General features: G+C 62.6%; 14 protein-coding genes. 8 read left to right on the top strand and 6 right to left on the bottom strand.

Annotated features, from left to right (window positions below):
* Positions 1 to 20: 20 nt before the first annotated feature.
* From Pla111_RS16250 to Pla111_RS16225, 6 genes are all read right to left on the bottom strand, one after another.
* Complete coding sequence (locus tag Pla111_RS16250) at positions 21 to 791, bottom strand: SDR family NAD(P)-dependent oxidoreductase (RefSeq protein WP_146575508.1); 771 nt, start codon at positions 789 to 791, stop codon at positions 21 to 23.
* 85 nt (positions 792 to 876) lie between these two features.
* Entirely contained in the window at positions 877 to 1,890 is a 1,014-nt protein-coding gene (locus Pla111_RS16245; RefSeq protein ID WP_146575507.1) for a zinc-dependent alcohol dehydrogenase, read from the bottom strand.
* Between the two features lie 48 nt (positions 1,891 to 1,938).
* On the bottom strand, positions 1,939 to 2,538 hold the full coding sequence (locus tag Pla111_RS16240) for a GntR family transcriptional regulator (protein ID WP_146575506.1): 600 nt from the start codon (positions 2,536 to 2,538) through the stop codon (positions 1,939 to 1,941).
* 874 nt (positions 2,539 to 3,412) lie between these two features.
* Complete coding sequence (locus Pla111_RS16235) at positions 3,413 to 3,700, bottom strand: IS3 family transposase (protein WP_231931103.1); 288 nt, start codon at positions 3,698 to 3,700, stop codon at positions 3,413 to 3,415.
* Between the two features lie 32 nt (positions 3,701 to 3,732).
* The gene (locus Pla111_RS16230) at positions 3,733 to 4,020 is read right to left on the bottom strand and encodes a transposase (RefSeq protein WP_146575504.1); all 288 of its coding nucleotides are present in this window, start codon (positions 4,018 to 4,020) and stop codon (positions 3,733 to 3,735) included.
* 108 nt (positions 4,021 to 4,128) lie between these two features.
* A complete protein-coding gene (locus tag Pla111_RS16225; RefSeq protein ID WP_146575503.1) occupies positions 4,129 to 4,734 on the bottom strand; it encodes a GntR family transcriptional regulator in 606 nt (201 codons plus the stop codon).
* Positions 4,735 to 5,090: 356 nt separating this feature from the next.
* Between Pla111_RS16225 and Pla111_RS16220 the strand changes: the two genes are divergently transcribed.
* From Pla111_RS16220 to Pla111_RS16185, 8 genes are all read left to right on the top strand, one after another.
* Complete coding sequence (locus Pla111_RS16220; RefSeq protein ID WP_197525100.1) at positions 5,091 to 7,409, top strand: hypothetical protein; 2,319 nt, start codon at positions 5,091 to 5,093, stop codon at positions 7,407 to 7,409.
* 49 nt (positions 7,410 to 7,458) lie between these two features.
* Positions 7,459 to 9,291, top strand: coding sequence for a hypothetical protein (locus Pla111_RS16215; protein ID WP_146575502.1), 1,833 nt, complete (start codon positions 7,459 to 7,461; stop codon positions 9,289 to 9,291).
* Between the two features lie 35 nt (positions 9,292 to 9,326).
* Positions 9,327 to 10,919 carry an MFS transporter gene (locus Pla111_RS16210; RefSeq protein WP_146575501.1) on the top strand — a complete coding sequence of 531 codons (1,593 nt, stop codon included), beginning with the start codon at positions 9,327 to 9,329 and terminating at the stop codon, positions 10,917 to 10,919.
* Between the two features lie 39 nt (positions 10,920 to 10,958).
* On the top strand, positions 10,959 to 12,026 hold the full coding sequence (locus tag Pla111_RS16205; RefSeq protein ID WP_146575500.1) for a glycoside hydrolase family 117 protein: 1,068 nt from the start codon (positions 10,959 to 10,961) through the stop codon (positions 12,024 to 12,026).
* Positions 12,027 to 12,057: 31 nt separating this feature from the next.
* Positions 12,058 to 13,164 carry a zinc-binding dehydrogenase gene (locus Pla111_RS16200; protein WP_197525099.1) on the top strand — a complete coding sequence of 369 codons (1,107 nt, stop codon included), beginning with the start codon at positions 12,058 to 12,060 and terminating at the stop codon, positions 13,162 to 13,164.
* 17 nt (positions 13,165 to 13,181) lie between these two features.
* A complete protein-coding gene (locus Pla111_RS16195; RefSeq protein ID WP_146575499.1) occupies positions 13,182 to 13,985 on the top strand; it encodes an alpha/beta hydrolase in 804 nt (267 codons plus the stop codon).
* 252 nt (positions 13,986 to 14,237) lie between these two features.
* Positions 14,238 to 17,465 (top strand): DUF1553 domain-containing protein, encoded by a 3,228-nt coding sequence (locus tag Pla111_RS16190; protein ID WP_231931102.1) that lies wholly within the window; start codon positions 14,238 to 14,240, stop codon positions 17,463 to 17,465.
* Complete coding sequence (locus Pla111_RS16185) at positions 17,456 to 18,922, top strand: DUF1501 domain-containing protein (RefSeq protein WP_146575497.1); 1,467 nt, start codon at positions 17,456 to 17,458, stop codon at positions 18,920 to 18,922. The genes Pla111_RS16190 and Pla111_RS16185 overlap by 10 nt, the downstream gene beginning before the upstream one ends.
* Positions 18,923 to 19,028 lie beyond the last annotated feature (106 nt).

Raw genomic sequence — 19,028 nt, 5'->3', positions numbered from 1 at the left:
CTATCACTGTTCGCCGTCGTTTAGCGGCCCATCCAGCCGCCATCAATCAGGATGGTGGCCCCGTGCATGTAGTCGGATGCGGCCGATGCAAGGAACACAACGGGGCCCTTGAAATCGTCCGGTGTCCCCCAACGGCCCGCCGGAATGCGGCTGAGTATCTGCGCGCTCCTCACCGGGTCGTCGCGGAGCGCCTGCGTGTTGTCGGTTGCGATGTACCCGGGGGCGATCGCGTTCACGTTGACGCCGCGAGGGGCCCACTCGTTGGCCAAGGCCATCGTGAGCTGCCCAATCCCGCCCTTACTCGCCGCGTAGCCCGGCACGGTAATCCCGCCCTGATACGTCAGGAGTGAAGCGGTAAATATGATCTTGCCGGCCCCACGCTCGACCATCGCCCTTCCGATCTCGCGAGAAAGCACGAACTGTGAGCTCAGGTTGACCTCGACGACCTTGTCCCAGTACTCGTCGGGATGCTCCGCAGCGGGACGGCGGAGGATCGTTCCTGCGTTGTTTACCAGGATGTCGACCTGTGGTCCCGTGTGGAGGACCTCTCTTGCGAAGTCTCGAACGGCTTGGCGATCGGAGAAGTCGCAGGCGAAACCGCGGAACTGGCGGTTGATCCGTCTGATGTCCTTGCCGACGGCCCCTCCATCGGGAGGCAGCGTTGCGGAGACGCCCACGATATCGGCACCGGCTTCGGCGAGACCCAACGCCATCGCGCGACCGATGCCGCGCGAGCACCCCGTGACCAACGCGGTCTTTCCAGCGAGTGAGAACGATTCGAGTGCAGACATTCTCTAGGAGCCTTTCGCGGAAATCGTTGGCACACCAAGACCTTTTGATGTGTTGGGGACTAGCAGAATCTTTCGGAACCGGTTGCTAGCGGCAATCGATGAGGTACTTGACGCCATCTGGGGAAGCGTCGATCGCCTCGAACACGCTTTGCACATCACCGATCGGTGTTATCTGGGTAATCAACCGGTCGAGCCGGAGTTTGCCACTCGCCGCGAGCTGAATTGCCTCGTTGAAGTCTTGCGGCTCGTAGAGCCGCGCTCCGATCAATCGCAGTTCGGACCAGAAGAAGCGGAAGAGGTTAACCGGCTTCGGTTCCGGGTGGACTGCGACCATCACGATTCGCCCACGTCCGCAACCGAGCTCGGTCATGGCTTCGGCGCCCTGGGCCGACCCAGACACCTCAAAGACGCAATCGGCCATCGCACTATCGGTCAGGTCCGTCACCGCACCGACGAGATCGATGGAGCGTGGATCGATCGTTTCAAGGCCGAGTGACTCCGCAAGCCCCCGACGCGCCGAGTTAACCTCTGAGAGGAGGACCCGGGCTCCCTTGTCGGCCGCCACCAACGCGATCAACAGCCCGATCGGCCCGCCCCCGATCACAACAACCGTTTCCCCGGGCGCGACTTCGCCAAGGCGGACATCGTGGCAGGCGACCGCTGCAGGCTCGATCATTGACCCGTGAGTCATTGGCATGGACTCTGGAAGCCTGTGTAGCGTGTAGTCGGGCACCGTCCAGGAGGACTGCATACCCCCCGGTGCGTCAATACCGATGAATTTGAGGTTCTTACCGATGTGCGAGTGTCCGCGGTCGTATGCGGCGGGTCCGCCAAAGAATAGTGGCCGCACAGCAACCCGATCGCCTGGCTTAACCGCAGTGACCCCCTCGCCAACTTCGGCGACAACCCCCGAGGCTTCGTGTCCAATTATCTGCGGCGGCGCCACACGAGCATCCATGGCGCCGTGAAAGATGTGCATGTCCGTGCCACAGACGCCGCAGTACGAAACGTCGATGCGTACCTCTCCTGAGCTCGGCTGGACTGGAACGGTGTCGCAGACTGAGATGGTTCGATTGCCGTCATATCTCGCCGAGGCCATGTGGTGCTCGCTTCTCGCTTCTTGTACTGGGGGTGAGTAGGAGTCGCGTCAAATGATGTTGGCGCGGAGCCCCTCTCGCAGGGCGTCAGCGTCTCGCGACTCCAAGTCGCGGAAAATCTTTTCGTGTTCGGTGTAGACATCTTTGTAGCCCGAAAGTCGCTCGTAAGAAAACGCCATGCGGGAACAGAGCTGCTTCCACGCCGGGATAAGACTCTGGCCGCCACACGCGGTCAAAATCGCTTCGTGGAAAGCGAGGTCGCATCGCCGTACGGCGGCGGTGTCGCCTCGGTTACAAGCGATCTGCAGGTCTACGAGCAAGGAGCGAATATCCTCCAGAGAGGAGTCATCGATGCTCGGCACCCCGCGGGCGGTGACGTGCCCCTCGATCTGGCGACGTAAGGCCGCGATGAACTCACGATCGGCTTGGTCGGGCGGGTGCCGGACCGTTACGCCGCGATTCGGCTGATAGGCGAGATACCCCTCGTTGGATAGCTGCAAGAAGGCGTCACGAATTGGCCCGCGACTCACTCCGAACCGCGCGGCCAGCTCGGCCTCACGGAGCACGGACCCGGGCGCGAGCTGGCCGCCGACGACTTCATCGCGTAGCTGTCCAGTCACTTGTTCGCGGATCGTCCGAGATATCGGCACAGCCTACCCTTGAGACTTTCCGGGCCTGGGAGGAGAGCGATTCAACCACGGATGGCCGAATTGCGTACTGTCGGATGTTAACAATAGACACATCAGGCCTTCGCACGCAAGGGTTCCACACTGCCTTCGAGCCAGAAATTTAGGTCCATCCGGGATAATCGTGGGTAGGGCCCGGAGATGCGAGGTTCCGCACCTCGGCTCGGACAACGGCGAGCGGGGGTTCGCCCCGACGCCGACGCCCTCGCATCGCCCGCGGCCCGAGGGTGGGGGCGAAGCCCCCTCCCGAGGGCTATCTCTGCTTCCCCCGGCGAGCGAGGCGCAAGGAGTGCTAACCGACATGGAGCTGTGGGCCGAGGTCCGTCGCCGCGTGCTGACGGGGGAGCTGAGCCGCCGTCAGGCGGCCAAGGAGTACCAGCTGAACTACCGAACGGTCGAGAAGATCGTTGGGAACGTCGAGCCGCCCGGCTACCGACGCGCCCAGCCGCGTCAGCGGCCCAAGATGGAGGCTTTCTTACGTGCAGGCCTTCCCACGCGAGTGCACGGAGGCGTTCCAAGAGGGCCACAAGCGGGCCTTCGAGTTCTTCGGCGGCGTCCCCAAGAGGGGGGCCGCCCCACCCGACTCCGCCGCCGCGTCGGCCCCAGCGGCGGGCGAGGACCGACGCGACGGCGAAGCCGGGTGGGGCTCACCGAGCCGCTGTTCGTGGGGTTTCTTTCCGATCTAGAGTCCGGTTGAGCCCCGTCGTCGTCGCCCTCGCGTCGGCCGTCACCCCACGGCTAATCAGCTTCCCGCTAACGGCTCACTCGGCACAGCGGCGCGCTGCACAATTCGGGCGCCCCAAGGGGCCCGCCGGGCGCTGCACTTTTCGGCTGCCGATCACAGTACGCCCAATCTCCGCCGCTTCCGCTTTTTCCGAGGCACTTTCAGGCCCTCCTTCCGCCACCGACGCAGCACCCGCGACTCGTTCGCCCGGAAGCCGTCGGCCCTGAGCAACGCCGCGATCCGCCGGTAGCCGTACCGCGGCCGCCTCCGCACCAGCTGCAGCATCCGCTTCACCAGCCGCGGCTCGTCGCCACGCGGCTTCGCCTGGTATCGCTGACTCGATCGCGGCTGGCCGATCGCTCGGCACGCCCTCCGCTCGGAGAGACCCAGCTGCGATCGCACCCGGGTCACCGCCGCCCGCTTCCGGGAAGGGCTCAGAAGTTTCCCTCCGCGACGATCTTCAAGGCCTGGTTGTCCAGCGAGAGGTCCGCCACCAGCTGCTTCAGACGGTTGTTCTCCTCCTCTAGCTTCTTCAGGCGGACCGCCTCCTCGGACTTCATCCCGCCGTAATGCTTCCGCCAGCGGTCGAGCGTCGATTCGCTCACCTCCAGGGCCTGTAGTACGGCCGCTTGGTCCTTGCCCGCCGACAACATCGCGTCCGCGTCACGCGGCTTCCTGACGATCTGCTCAGGCGAATGCCGCTTCCTACGCTTCTCGCTCATCCTTCGGTCTCCGTGCCCTTCGGGCGGTTGAGACCTTCATGAGTGGTGGATCAGCTTTTCGATAGCAGGCCAGGGGGGGGGCGTGCGACTGCCGGCCAAAAAGCTGCCCTACTGAATATTCACCAACAGGGCATCCACCGCTGCCTCTTCGTCTCCGGATCGGATGGCATCGACGATACGGGCGTGCTCCTGATGGCTCTCCAGCATGTTGTTGTGACGCTCGTAATGGAGCATCATCCGACTTACGATCGGTAGCCAAATCGCTAGAAGGTCGGGGTTTCCGGTCGCGTCGATGATCAGGCGGTGCAGAGCCATGTCATTCTCAACGACAGCCCCCAGGTCGTTCGCCACGCAAGCGGCCTCTAGCCGATCGACTGTCCGCTGAAGTCGTTCTACGTGGTGCTCGTCGAACTTCTCGAATGCGTTTCGCAACGCGGTTACCTCAATCTGCCGGCGTAACTCGACTAGGAGCCCTTGGGTCTCTTCCTTGACGGCGGCGACCCGAACGCCGCAGTTTGGCTTGGCGACGAGCAATCCTTCTTGCGTCAGTTGCAGCAAAGCGTCTCGAATCGGCGCGCGACTTACGCTGTACTGCTTCGCCAGGGCATGCTCTCGCAGGCTAGTCCCCTCGGTGATTTTCCCGGAGAGAACGTCGGCTCGGATGCGGTCTGCTACCTGCTCGCGGATCGTGCGAGCAACGGGGATCTCGGTCATCTTGGCTCACCGAAAAGACGGAGCGGCAGTTGTGGCAGCAGCCCAGATTGTCTACAATAGACAGTCGTCTGTAGCTTGTTTACCCATGGCAGTATACCTCCTTCCGTAACCGATGCCACTCGGCAGCGGACGCAGATCTCGTCTCCTGAAACCAACGACTTTGCCCTCCGAAGGTCGCTGGAGCGGCGTGCGTGGGGGGTTCCGTCCAGCTAGAAACAGCTAGGGGCCAACAGGCCGGCTAGCATCAAGTTCGTCTAGAACGGACTCTTAAGCCAACGATCTCCTGGAAACTTCCGATCGCGATTGCCTCTGTGCACTTTTCTCCTTTGATTACCGCTCATCCTCAAAGCGTCGCCATGACCAATAGATTTCTTGTCCCGACCGTGTTTCTGGTCACAGTGTCGGTGCTTGTTCTACCGGTGGCCGCTGAGGAGGCCGCGATCGCTGTGCACTCGTTCGAGGAATCGACGCTCCCGACGGGGGTGGAAGTCGTTGCCGCATCAGCGCGGTTGACCCATGACGGGGGCGTGACCGATGGTCGGCAGGCGCTAGCGGTAACGCTGCCCATCGACACGGGCTGGTCGGGCATCCGAATCACGCCCGACGAGCCATGGGACGTAAGCGAGCTTGGTGACTGCCGTTTCTCTTTCGACGCCGCGAGCACCGGCCCGACCTCGATCAACTTGCAATGCGTCGTCACCAGCGCGAACGGCGGCTCCGTGCGAAGGATGACCGCAGTGCCAGTTGGTAAGACGAAGACCTATTACTACCCCCTATCAGGACCGGATATCGGAGAGGGCAGCGGTCTTCGCGACGACCCGCCATCGCTAGACGGGGTAGGCACTAAGCTAGTAACCAACAACCCTCGATACAAGGTTGACTATTCCCGCATCAAGTCGATCGAATTCTACGTGCAAGATACCGCCGATGAGGACACGTTGGTTATCGACAACTTGCGGTTCGTCTCGAACCCGCCGATCAATGAAGACTACCTCACCAACCTCGTCGATCAGTTCGGCCAAAATGCCAAATGCGACTTTGAACAGAAAGTCCACTCGGAGGAGGAACTGAAGCGGATTGCGAAGGAAGAACTCGCCGAGCTTGCTTCGGAGGGGCCGATGCCCGATCGCAGCCGCTTCGGCGGGTGGAAGAGCGGCCCCCGGTTCGAAGCAACCGGCTATTTTAGACCGCAGAAGCTTGGCGACCGCTGGGCGCTAGTCGATCCGGAGGGCTACCTCTACTTCGCGACCGGCATCGCCAACGCCCGGATGGCTAACACCTCCACCTTTACCGGCGTCGATTTCAAAGACGAGTCGGTCCGCTATCGCGACCCGGAAGAAGTGACGCCCGAGGACTCGCTGGGGATCGTTCCCTCATCCGACGAGGCTCGTAGAACAAGCTACATCGCCTACGACTATCGGCGCCGCTTGTTTGAGTGGCTTCCGGTCTATTCTGACCCACTGGCTAAGTACTACGGATACCGTCGATCCGCCCATATCGGCCCGACACCACACGGCGAAGTATTCAGCTTTTATCTGGCGAATCTCGAACGTCGCTACGGTCTGCCCGAGAGCGGTGATATCCAAGAAACGTGGCGTGCGATCACAACCGATCGGATGCTCAACTGGGGCTTCACGTGCCTCGGAAACTGGGCCGATGCGGCGTTCTACGAAGAGCACCGGATCCCTTTCTTCGCCAACGGTTGGATCATCGGCGACTTCAAGACTCTCAGCGGAGGCTACTGGGGGGCGATGCCCGACGTGTTCGACCCAGAGTTCAAACGGCGAGCCGAGGTTACCACAAAGGTAGTTGCCGATGAGGTGAAGGACAGCCCGTGGTGCGTCGGGGTCTTCATCGATAACGAGAAGGCGTGGGGCAACACCGAGTCAACACGCAAGCGCTATGGAATCGTGCTTCATGCTCTGACACTCGGTGCGGCCGATTCGCCTGCCAAAGCGGCGTTTGTTGAGACGCTCAAACGCAAGTACACCACGATCGAAGAGTTCAACGAGGCTTGGAACAAGCAGTTCAACTCATGGGGAGAATTCGCCTCCGGCTACGAATGGGAAGACGGTGATGAGGGCTCAAAACTCCTCGCAGACCTCTCTTTGCTGAGCGAGCAGTATGCTGAGCAATACTTCCGGATTGTCCACAATGCCCTGCAAAGCGAGCTGCCCAACCACCAGTACCTGGGATGCCGCCTTACCCCATGGGGAGGGACGCCCGAGGTTTGGAAGGCGGCCAGCAAGTTCTGCGACGTGATGAGCTTCAACTTCTACCACGAGGCGATCGGCGAGCGCAATTGGAAGTTCTTGCCGATGATCGATCGGCCGACAATTATCGGCGAGTGGCACATCGGCTCGACCGACTCGGGCTTGCCCAATCCGGGACTGATCCACGCGGTCGATCAGAATGACCGGGCCGAGATGTACAAGAAGTACATGCGGTCGGTGGTCGAAAATCCTTACTTGGTTGGCGCCCACTGGTTCCAGTACATCGATTCGCCGCTCACTGGCAGGGCCCACGATGGAGAGAACTACAACGTTGGTTTTGTGAACGTCGCAGACGTGCCCTACAAGCCGATGGTGGAGGCTGCTAAGTTGATCAACCGCGGCCTCTACCCGGATGCCTACGGCAAGGCCGTGTCAAAGTTCCCTCCATCGCAACCCGACTAGTTCGGCACGAAGGTATTGGTTGCATCTTCCCTTCTGTTGATCGAAGTGTATGACCTCTCTTCCGAAGCGGGCCTTGGCGATAATCGCTGCGCTGATCGCCTCGGTGTCGATTGAGGCCGCCGAAAGATCAATCTACGATCGTCCGGCTATAGATCGTATCGCTTTCGCCCTGTACACCGTCCACAACAAAACACTGAAGCTCACCGCGCAGTTCTATCCGATCCACGACCACGAGCCCTTTCGGGCTGAGCTACAGGTGCTGCGGAATACGGACTGGATCACGGTCGATGCGGCCGATATAGCTTACCCGGGCCTCACGGCTGCTTTCCGCGTCGACGATTGGGACGATCGTCGTTCGCATCCGTACCGCGTACGGCACAACGGGACGGCTTTCTACAAAGGAACCGTCCAAGCCAATCCGCATGAGCAAGACGAGTTTGTCGTTGCTGCGTTGTCGTGCAACTCGACGAAGCCCGCACATGGCGGCGACCTCTCGAAGGCGGACATCGTCGCCAATCTAACCAAGGTGAAGCCGGACCTCTTGTTCTTTGCCGGTGACCAAGTCTACGACCACAGCCTCCACTACTACTATTGGTTGCAGTTCGGCCGCGACTTTGGCGATCTGCTCCGCAACACACCGACCGTCTGCTTGCCTGACGATCACGATGTCGGCCAAGCCAACCTGTGGGGAGCTTCGGGCATTCGGTGCGCCGAACGCGACGGTCAGGCCGGCGGCTACTACATGCCGCCAGAGTACGTGAAGGAAGTCGAGCGCGCCCAAACAAGCCATCTGCCCGACCCCTTCGACCCGACTCCGGTCCACCAGGGCATCGGCGTCTACTACACACATCTCAACTGGGGTGGGGTCAGCTTCGCGATCCTTGAGGACCGGAAGTTCAAGTCGGGGCCCGGGCCTTTCAAAGGCAATCGGAAGGGGCGAGCTGACTCGATCACTGAGCCTGGGTACGAGCCTCGCGACCTCGATGCGGAGGAAGCCGTCTTGCTCGGCGACCGCCAGCTGCGCTTTCTTGAGCACTGGGTAACCGACTGGCGGAACGCCGACATGAAGTGCGTCCTCTCGCAAACGGCGTTCGCCCAGACGTGCAACTACTCGGGCAGCCAAGAACGCGAGCTGCTTGCGGATTTCGACTCAAATGGCTGGCCCCAGTCGGGCCGCAATCGGGCATTGTCCGTTATCCGCAAAGGGTTCGCGTGCCACCTAGCGGGCGACCAGCACCTCGGAACGGTGGTGCAGCACGGCCTCGATGAGTGGGGAGACGCCTCGTACGGATTTGCCACGCCAGCGATCGCCAACTACTGGCTCCGCTGGTGGGACCCGAAGCAGCCTGGAGGCAACCGCCGGCCCGGCGCTCCCTGGCACACGGGTGATTTCCTAGACGGCTTCGGCAACAAGATAACGATGCACGCCGCGGCCAACCCGACGGCCACTGAGCGCCAGGCCGAAGGCAAGGAGCTTTCGACCCGCGCCGCCGGATTTGGGTTGATTCGCTTCAACAAGCCGAAGCGGACCATCACGTTCGAGTGCTGGCCACGCAACGTCGATATCACCGACCCGTCGGCAGAGCCGTACGAGGGCTGGCCGATCACAATTTCACAGGCCGATAACTTCCCGCAGCGAGGCAAGCCGGAGTTGCCCAAGCTGCGCTTCCGTGAGCCGTCGCAGGTGGTGAGCGTCTACGATAAGGCCGGTAGAGTCGTCTCGTCCTTGCGGACCCAGGGCGACACCTACCAGCCCCGAACGCCCGAGGTGGACAGCTACCGTGTGGTCATCGGTGAGGAACCGGACGGGCAGTGGAGCCGCACGCTCACGAGCACGTACGGCAACCGCACCGTGATCGACGTCGTACGAGAGGCCCCGTAGGTCTCCCAGCAATTGTAGCGAACCAGGAAGTGTTTATGGCCCCATCGAACTCAAGAGCCATCGTCTACTCGGCAATCGTTGCCCTGGGAGGGCTGATCTTCGGGCTCGACGCAGTCTTGATCTCCGGCGGCGTGGACTTGATCCGTGAGGAGTTCTCCCTCAGCGACTGGGGGCTCGGCTTTGTCGTCAGCTCACCGGGACTCGGCGTTCTCTTCGCGTTGCTCGCGACCGGCTGGTTCTGCAACGCTCTAGGCCGCAAGAAGACGCTTCTCGGCATTGCGTTCATCTACGTGCTGTCGGCAATCTGGTCGGCCGTCGCTCCGAGCTGGTGGCAGCTCGCCGCCGCTAGGTTCCTCGGCGGTTTGGCGTTCACGTCGCTGTCGCTCGGGCCGATGTATATCGGTGAGATCGCTCCTAGCAGGTGGCGTGGCAAGCTGGTCACGCTCAGCCAGATCAACACGGTGATCGGACTCTCGGGGGCGTACTTCATAAATCTCGGTATCGTGGCCGCGAGCCAGTCCGACGCCCCGTGGATACGCTCGATCGGCCTGGAGCCCGACAACCTGTGGCGCCACATGCTCGGGTCGGAGATCCCCCCCGCATTGCTCTGGTTCGGCTTGCTCTTTTTGATCCCGGAGAGCCCTCGGTGGTTGATGTTCCGAGGTCGCGACGCGGAAGCCGAGGCAGCCCTGCGCCGGATTGCTCCGGAGAGCGAGTTTGATGAGCGGCTTGCTGAAATCAAGCAGGGGCTCGACGCGGAAAGCAAGAACCTGCCCGTCCTCGACCAGGTCTACAAGCTGCTGAAGCCTGGCCTGCGCACGGCGGTGATCATCGGTTTGACGATAGCCATCGCCCAGCAAGCGACCGGCATCAACGCGATCTATTTCTACGCCCCGACCGTCTTCAAGCAGCTCGGATTCGATACGAATGCGGCGTTCGTCCAGGCGGCAGTTATGGGCGTGATCAGCGCCGTCTTCGCGGTACTTGCTCTGTTTGTCGTCGATCGGCTCGGCCGGAGACCGGTCGTCTTGCTAGGTTTCTTCTGGATCATCGCGAGCCTTGGACTCTGCGCCTACGGCTTCAGCCAAGCGAAGTACCGGCTGACCGAGACGGGCGTCGCGACCCTACCGGCGGGGCTGGATGTCACTCTGTTGAGCCCGCTGCTCGGAAAGCCGTTTGATAGCGACATGGCATTCAAGTCGGCGCTGGCGGAAGCGATCGGCGAAACAGAAGCCCGCCGGCACGAAAACCTGCTTCTAGAGAGTTCCGTGGACCTGCCAGCCGGACTGATCGTCGGCGGCATCCTCAGCTTTATCGCAGCGTTCCAGTTCTCGGTCGGGCCCGTGATGTGGATCCTGCTGTCGGAGATATTCCCGACTTCGGTGCGTGGAGTCGCGATCCCGATCTTTCATTTTGTCACGGGGATGACAAGCTACGTTGTGCAGTTCCTCTTCCCGGTCGCGCTCTCGACCTTCGGTGCGGCAGCGGTCTTCGGTTCTTTTATCGCGATCCCGCTGCTCGGCTTGATCGTCCTCCACTTCTGCTTGCCTGAAACGAAGAATCTGTCGATCGAAGAGATCCAAGCCGCCTTCGCGGGCAAGTCGGCAATTCGGTCTGTTCAGGCCTAGCCGCGGTTTGTATCGGTCCTCAATAAAGGTATTTCGTCGGTGCCTAAGAAAGAAAGTGCCGCCACCAAGCGGGCCAAGAACTATCTGAAGGGGCCCGAGTGGTACTGCGAGATCATATCCAAGCCCATCACCGGCGACCTCGCTGAAGAGCGCAATGGGATCGTTCGGCGTGACCCGAGCGCCGTGATCTACGCCGGCGGCAAGTATCACGTCTGGTACAGCCGCTCGACCGGGGTGAGCCACGGTTTCGGTTCGGGCGACCTCGACGCAAAAACCTTCCCGTGGGACCACTGCGACGTGTGGCACGCCACGAGCGACGACGGATGGCATTGGACCGAACAGTGTGTCGCGATTGCACGCGGCGAGTCGGGGACCTACGACGACCGCAGCGTCTTCACACCCGAGGTGCTCGCCCACGACGGCAAATACTACCTAGTCTATCAGGTGGTACAGTCGCCTTACCTGAGGCGTTCGTACGAGAACGTGTCGATCGCCGTGGCCAACAGCCCCGACGGGCCATGGGAGAAGCTCCCCGGGCCAGTGCTCTCGGCGGCCCAGGACGGCGAGTGGGACGGCGACTTCGACAACCGGTTTCTCGTAAAGGCCAAGGGGAGCTTCGACAGCCACAAGACCCACGACCCGACCCTGATGGCGTACCGTGGCAAGTTCTACTTGTACTACAAGGGCGAACCGATGGGTGAGGAGATGTTTATGGGCGGCCGCGAGACGAAGTGGGGCGTCGCGATCGCCGATCGGCCCGAAGGCCCGTACGTCCGCAGTGATTACAACCCGATCACGAACTCGGGCCACGAGGTGTGCGTTTGGCACTACGACGGCGGGATCGCCGCAATGCTGACAACCGACGGCCCGGAGCGGAACACGCTTCAGTGGGCGCCCGACGGTCTGAACTTCGAGATCATGGCGTACATCAAAGGCGCGCCTGAAGCGAACGGCCTCTTTCGCACGCCCGACCACGATAAGGGGCCGCTGGAGGGTTTACGCTGGGGTCTCTGCCACGAAGTCGCCGAGCACTCCGGGTACATACGGCGTTTCGAGGTCGACGAGAGCCTGAAGGGCTACTTCCTTCGCCGCGAGACGTACGAGTGATCTGCGGAGCCGGGTCAGCCCGGAGTTTTATATGATCACCACCAAGGCGGCGATCAGTGACACCGAGGGCGGCTTCTCGATCCGCGAGATCGAAGTCGGCGAGCCCGGACCGGGTGAGGTCTTGGTCGCGCTGAAGGCCTCGGGCGTTTGCCACACCGATCACGACTCGCTCCGCTGGGACCGGCAAGTGGTCGTCGGCCACGAGGGAGCGGGTGTCGTCGCCGCGATCGGTGACGGCGTAACTGCGTGCGCGGTCGGCGATCGAGTTCTCCTGAACTGGGCGATCCCGTGCCTAGCATGTCCGATGTGCCTGCGCGGCCACCAGAACCTCTGCCAAAGAAACAACACGGTCACCGCCCCCGCCCCTGCGGGCGGACACGCCCACGATTCGGCGACCCGACTCAACGGTGTTCCGATCGAGCGCTCATTCGCGCTCGGGACCATGAGTGGCGCGACCGTCGTCCGTGAAGCCGCGATCGTACCGATCACAATCGACATCCCTTGGGCGTCTGCCTGCGTGATCGGGTGTGGCGTCATGACCGGTTTCGGGTCCGCCGTCAAAGCGGGCGGAGTGCGTCCGGGTGACAACACGGTCGTGATCGGCTGCGGAGGGGTCGGGCTCAACGCCGTGCAGGGCTGCCGGATCGCCGGCGCCCGCCGGGTTATCGCGATCGACCTGAGCGAGACCAGGCTAGAGTTGGCGCGGCGATTCGGCGCTACCCACACGATCCTCGCTGAGCGTGACGATCGCGGCTTACTTCGCGCCGCCGCCGAGGTGGAGCGGCTGTGTGGGGGTCTTGGTGCTGATGTGGCGATCGAAGCGACCGCTGTCCCGGAGCTTGGCGCCTCGCCTCTAGCTATGATCCGTTCCGGGGGCACCGCCGTTCAGGCGTCGGGGATCGAGCAAGAGATCTCGATCGACATGAATCTGTTCGAGTGGGACAAGACCTATATCAACCCGCTCTACGGTGGATGCCGACCCGCGATTGATCTGCCCGTTCTTCTCGACCTCTACGCCAGCGGACGACTCCTCCTCGACGAGCTGATCAGCCGCGAGTACGCGTTGGAGGACCTCGGCGCCGCCTTCGATGACATGCTCAACGGCCGCATCGCCAAGGGCGTCTTGCGCTTAGATTGAACCCCGACGCCACACTAGTGTCACGATTCCGCACCATCGAAGTCTCCGATCCGGCCTACGAGTCGGCCGGTCTGCGTTTCTTGACCGTCAAGACGCCGAGCCTGCAAGGCCGCGGTGACATCTGCGTCTTCGTGCCGCGAGGTGTTCGGTCCGATGAGGTCCTTCCGATCGTGATCCTGCTGCACGGCGTCTACGGCAGCCACTGGTCTTGGTCACAGAAGGCGGGGGTTCACCTCACCGCCCAGCGGATGATCGACGCCGGGCAGCTCCCGCGGATGCTCCTGGCGATGCCGTCGGACGGACTCATGTTTGACGGGACCGCGTACTTGCCGCACAACGGGCGCCGTTTCGACGACTGGATTGTCCGCGACGTCCCGGCCGCAATGGTCGAAGCCGGACTGCCAACGTCGCTTGACGCGATGCGCTTCATCGCCGGCCTGTCGATGGGAGGCTACGGCGCCCTGCGGCTGGCTGCCAAGCATCCCGAGTACTTTGCCGCCTTCGCCGCCCACTCGGCGATTACCGAATTCGTGCAGATGGGCGAGTTCGTTGAAGAAGACCTCGACGACTATGGGTGTGGCGACGATGAGCGATCGGCCTTCGGCGCACTTGCCGCCAGCGCGATTCGATTGCCCCCCTTTCGATTCGATTGCGGAATCGACGACACGCTGATCGACGCGAATCGAGCGCTCCACCAACGACTACTCGACATAAACCTACCACACATCTACGTGGAGCACCCCGGCGGCCACGACTGGGCGTACTGGGCAACGCACGTCGCCACGACGCTGCGTTTCTTCGGCGACCAGCTAAAAGCCTAAAACCACGAAGGGAGCTTCGCACCAGCTTGGTTCTCAACTCACTTGGAGAACGCTGAGGAGCCGGCGGACTACTTGCGTCGGGTGAACCCGCTGAGTAGACTGATTTTGTCGACAAAATACAATAGGGTTTCGAGACGCACTGCTTCCCAGGCACCCGCCCGCTGGCCGATGCTGGCCATTGGTTCTCGCCAGGGCGGATCGCCGCCGGCTCGATGGTTCGATCCAAACCTCATCATGTCCGCGTTGGCCACCATGAGCCGCATCAGACTGAACGCTGACTCGGCCGCCGGCCATTCGCCACTCGTGTCGGTTCCAAGCCTCGCAGCGACTGTTGTGCTCGCCGTGACGGCCGCGGCGTGCGCGGACGAGGCGATCGACTTCAACCGCGACGTCCGACCGATCCTGTCGGACAAATGCTTCTTCTGCCATGGGCCAGCTGAAGACAGCCGCGAAGCGGGGCTTCGACTGGACCTCCGCGACGAGGCGATCGACTACGGGGCAATCGTTGAGGGGGACGCCGAGTCGAGTCTCGTGATCGAGAGGATCCATGAGGCCGACCCGGAGTTGCTGATGCCGCCGCCGGAGGCCAAGAAGCCTCTCACCGAAGCGGAGAAAGAGACCCTACGCAGGTGGATCGAGTCGGGCGCGGCCTACGCCCAGCACTGGTCTTTCCGCCCACTTCCTGCCGAAGTCGAGACGCCCAAATCGGGCGACGACTGGGCCCGCTCGCCCATCGATCGCTTTGTGCATCGGCGTCTCCAATCCGCGAAGCTACGCCCCAATCGTGAGGCGGACCGCCGCACTTGGCTCCGCCGCGTGACCCTGGATCTGACCGGACTGCCACCTGCACTCGACGAAATCGATGCTTTTCTAGTCGATAAGTCTCCCGACGCGTACGAGCGAGTTGTCGACAGACTCCTCGAATCCGACGCCCACGCCGAGCGGATAGCGAGCGAGTGGCTCGACGTTGCCCGTTACTCGGACTCGTACGGGTTCCAACGAGACGACGAACGCTTTGTGTGGCCTTACCGAGACTGGGTCATCGAGGCGTTCCGCCGCAACCAGCCTTACGACGAGTTCGTGACCTGGCAGTTGGCCGGCGACCTGCTGCCGGAGCCGACGCGTGAGCAACGCCTGGCGACGGTCTTCTGCCGGCTACACTCGCACAAGAAAGAGGGCGGTAGCGTGGTCGAGGAGTTCCGTGTCGAGAACGTCGCGGACAGGACACACACCTTCGCGTCGGCGTTCCTCGGCCTGACGATGGAGTGCGCGCGGTGCCACGACCACAAGTTCGACCCCATCACGATGAAGGATTATTACGGCCTAACGTCGTTCTTTGCGAATGTGGACGAACGCGGGCTGATCTCATACTTCACTGACGCGACGCCCACACCGGCGATGCCTCTGCCGTCGGTGGAGCAGGAAGCCGCGCTCTCCGTGGCTGAGCGCGGCGTTCGCAAGGCGGAAGAGAAGCTGAAGGAAGCCGAACATAAGGCCTCCCAACGCTTCGTCGCGTGGGAGGCGAACGTCGTCCCGGGCGAACTGTCGATCCCAGGAATCGTTGCTCGGATCGACTTCGACGAGCAGGACCCCTCGCCCCCCGAGGAGCTCTTGTTCGAGGAGGACGGCGGCTTCGTCGAGACGAACCAGAAGCCACTCAAGCCTGATACGGTAAGGGCCTTCGTCAATCGAATAGATCAGTCGCGGCCGGCAATCACTAACAAGTTGAACGAAGTCGTTGAGGGTGTCGCCGGTAACGGGGTTCGGCTTACTGGCGACGACTCCGTCGTTGTGCCGGGTGTGGGTCATATCGAGCGACACGAACCGATCAGTGTCTCGATCTGGGTTCGGCCAAATGAGGTCGACGAGCGCGGCGTAATCTGGCGTCGCTCACGCGGCTGGGACGACGCGGGGAGCATCGGCTACGCCCTGGTCCAACGGGGCGCCCACCTGAGGGCGAATATCGCCCACTTCTGGCCCGGCAACGCGATCGCTATCGAGACGGGCGATGTCCTCTCGTCAGGACAGTGGACGCACATCACCGTCACTTACGACGGCTCCAGCCGAGCGGATGGACTACGCATTTATGTCGATGGCGAAGCAGCCGAGACAAGTGTTGTCCAGGACTCGCTGACGCGAACGATCAATGACTGGCGGGCGGGTTACTATGACCTCGCGATCGGTTCGCGATTCCGCGACCGTGGGTTCAAGGGCGGCGTTGTCGATGACTTCCGAGTGTACGACCGGACACTGACGCCGATCGAGGTTCGACACGGGTTCGACGGCGAGGCGCTGGCGTTCGCAGACGAGGGCGACCTCCTCTCTTACTACGTTTCCGCGATCGATCCAGCGGTTCGCGCAGCCAGGGACGAGCTACGCGACGCGCGGACACGCTGGAACGAAGTGATGGACGGCATACCGGCCATCACCGTGATGCACGAGCGATCGGAGCCCCGGCCGGCGTACATCCTTGAACGCGGCGCTTACGACAATCACGGTGAGAAGGTCGTGGCCTGCTCTCCCCACTTCCTGCCCGCCTTTCCAGAGGACCAGCCGGCCGATCGACTCGGGCTAGCGCGCTGGCTCTTCGAGCCCAATCACCCGCTCACCGCCCGCGTGGCAGTTAATCGCTACTGGCAGATGCTCTTCGGCGCCGGACTCGTGCGGACCCCCGAGGACTTCGGAAGCCAGAGCGAGCCGCCGAGCCATCCCGAGCTTCTCGACTGGCTGGCGAGAGACTTCGTCAACGGCGGCTGGGATGTCCGCCGGCTGCTTCGAACGATGGTGCTGTCAGCGACCTACCGGCAGAGCAGCGTAGTCAGTCCTGAGGTGCGAGAGATCGACCCGGAGAACCGCTTACTGAGCCGTGGGCCGAGCAATCGCCTGTCGGCGGAGATGGTCCGCGATAACGCACTAGCTGTCAGTGGGCTGTTGGTCAATCGCGTCGGTGGTCCACCGGTGAAGCCGTATGACCTCGCGCTTGCCTACACCCCGCTCGACACGGGCAGCGGTGAGGAATTGTACCGGCGGAGCCTCTACACGTTCTGGAAGCGCACGTCGCCCTCGCCGGTGATGATGACGATGAACGCGAATCGTCGTGAGGTGTGCTTGCTGAAGCGCGACATGGTCAGCTCGCCGCTTCAGGCGCTCGTGCTGCTCAACGGCACGCAGTTTGTCGAAGCCGCTCGCGTGTACGCTCAGCGGCTGATTCAAGAGCACGGGCACGAAATCGAGCCGCTGATCGGTGAAGCGTTCGAGTCGCTCACGGGCCGCCCCGCCGAGACCGAGGAGATCGGTGTGCTCGTTGCGGCGTACGAAGAGCAACTGGCGGTATTCCGTGCTGACGCACAAGCCGCCGAAGAGTTCCTCACCGTCGGGGCTGCTACCTACAGCGACTCGGTCGATTGCGCCCAGCTCGCCGCGGCGACCGTGCTGATTAACTCCATCATGAACCTCGATGAGGCGATCCGATGTCGGTAAGCCACTCTTGCGGCGCCTCCGCGCTGTGCACGGGTCACGAAGCTCCCGAAGATTTCAGCCGCCGCGAGTTCCTCTCGCGATTCGGCCACGGCGTCGGAGCAATAGCGCTCGGGCACCTGATGGGACAAAGCGCGAGGGCGGCCGCTTCGCCGCTCGACTCGGGGCTCCACCACGCGGCGCGGGCCAAGCGGGTCATCTTCCTGTTCCAATCCGGCGGGCCCTCGCAGATGGACCTGTGGGACTACAAGCCGCGTCTCAACAAAGACCACGGCCAGGAACTGCCCGACTCGGTCCGCGGCGGTCAGCGGCTCACCGGGATGAGCGGAAGCCAGTCGAGCCTCCCGCTGGTCGGGTCGCCGTTCAAGTTCGATCGGCACGGCCAGTCCGGCGCTTGGGTGAGCGACCTTCTCCCGCACACGGCCGGCGTCGTCGATGACCTCTGCGTGATCAAGTCGGTCTACACCGAGGCGATCAATCACGGCCCTGGCGTCACGATGATGCAGACCGGGTCCCAGTTTCCCGGCCGGCCGAGCATGGGGGCGTGGGCCTCCTACGGGCTCGGCAGTGAAAACGAGAACCTGCCGGCGTTCGTCGTGCTGGTCTCGAACGACCGTGAGGGTCAGCCACTGGTCTCTAGCTACTGGGGCAGCGGGTTCTTGCCGGGACGCTACGACGGAGTGCTGCTGCGCGCCGACAAGGACGCGGTGCTTTACCTCAACAGCCCTCCTGGCGTCTCGCGGGAAGCTCGGCGGAAGGCGATCGATCGCATCCAGCGGCTCAACCAGATGCAGCTCGCCCAGACCAAGGACCCCGAACTCGAGACCCGGATCGCCCAGTACGAGATGGCGTTCCGGATGCAGGCCTCGGTGCCGGAGGTGACCGATCTCTCTGACGAGTCCGAAGCGACCCTCGCTCGCTACGGTGAAGACGTCAACACGCCCGGCACGTACGCCGCCAACTGCCTCCGCGCCCGCCGGCTCGCGGAGCGAGGGGTTCGCTTCATCCAGGTGTATCACCCAGACTGGGACCATCACTCCAGCCTGCCCAGCGGCATCAGGGCAAAGTGCAAGCAGACCGACCAACCGACAGCGGCCCTGCTGACCGACCTGAAGGAACGCGGCCTGCTCGACGACACGCTCGTGATCTGGGGCGGCGAGTTCGGCCGCACCAGCTACTGCCAGGGCAAGCTCGAGGGCGAGAATTTCGGGCGCGATCACCACCCACGCTGCTTCACTATGTGGATGGCCGGTGGCGGCGTCAAAGCGGGCCACACGCACGGCGAGACCGACGAGTACAGCTACAACGTCGCCTCCGACGGAGTCCACATCCACGACCTACACGCGACGATCTTGCACCTCTTGGGCGTCGACCACGAGCGGCTCACCTACCACTACCAGGGCCGTGAGTTCCGCCTGACCGACGTGCACGGATCGGTGGTCAGCCCGATCCTCGCGTAGCGTGCTATACAACAAGGTTGTCAAACGATTTCGACCGGCATTTGCTGATCGATCGCAACTTGCAGCCCTGTGTCCGAGTGTTGGATTGTCACATAACGCGTATGGT

Origin of the sequence: Botrimarina hoheduenensis (assembly GCF_007859815.1) — a bacterium.
In the GTDB taxonomy this organism is placed as follows: Bacteria; Planctomycetota; Planctomycetia; order Pirellulales; family Lacipirellulaceae; genus Botrimarina; species Botrimarina hoheduenensis.
Note: the sequence above shows the minus strand (reverse complement) of the source record. Positions and strands in the feature narration are given on the sequence as shown.